The 587-nt window shown below is 68.1% G+C and carries 1 pseudogene; it reads left to right on the forward strand.

Annotation, left to right across the window (positions count from 1 at the left end):
- Positions 1-587, forward strand: a pseudogene (locus tag LDO54_RS39170) (pseudouridine synthase); the annotation flags it as partial.

Raw genomic sequence — 587 nt, forward strand, 5'->3', positions numbered from 1 at the left:
GGCGCCGGTGGCCGCAGCGGGCGAAGGCGCGCAGGACGATCTGTTCCTGTACGTGACGTCGCCGGCATTCGACGCCGACGACGGCACGGGCTCGGGCGTGAACGCGCCGATGCTGCGCCGCGGCCGCGCCCAGCAGCCCAAGCGCGTGCTGAGCCCGGACGATGACGCGCCGAAGCTCCACAAGGTGCTGGCGGATGCGGGCATGGGTTCGCGCCGCGACATGGAAGAGTTGATCGTCGCCGGGCGCGTCTCGGTGAATGGCGAGCCGGCGCACATCGGCCAGCGCATTCTGCCGACCGATCAGGTCCGCATCAACGGCAAGCCGATCAAGCGCAAGCTGCAGAACAAGCCGCCGCGCGTGCTGATCTATCACAAGCCGACCGGCGAGATCGTCAGCCATGCCGACCCCGAAGGCCGTGCCTCGGTGTTCGATCGCCTGCCGCCGATGAAAACGGCGAAGTGGCTGGCCGTCGGCCGTCTCGACTTCAACACCGAAGGTCTGCTGATGCTCACGACCTCGGGCGATCTCGCGAACCGTTTCATGCACCCGCGCTATAGCGTGGAGCGCGAATACGCGGTGCGCGTGG

This window comes from Paraburkholderia tropica, assembly GCF_914484835.1.
Taxonomy (GTDB): Bacteria; Pseudomonadota; Gammaproteobacteria; order Burkholderiales; family Burkholderiaceae; genus Paraburkholderia; species Paraburkholderia tropica_A.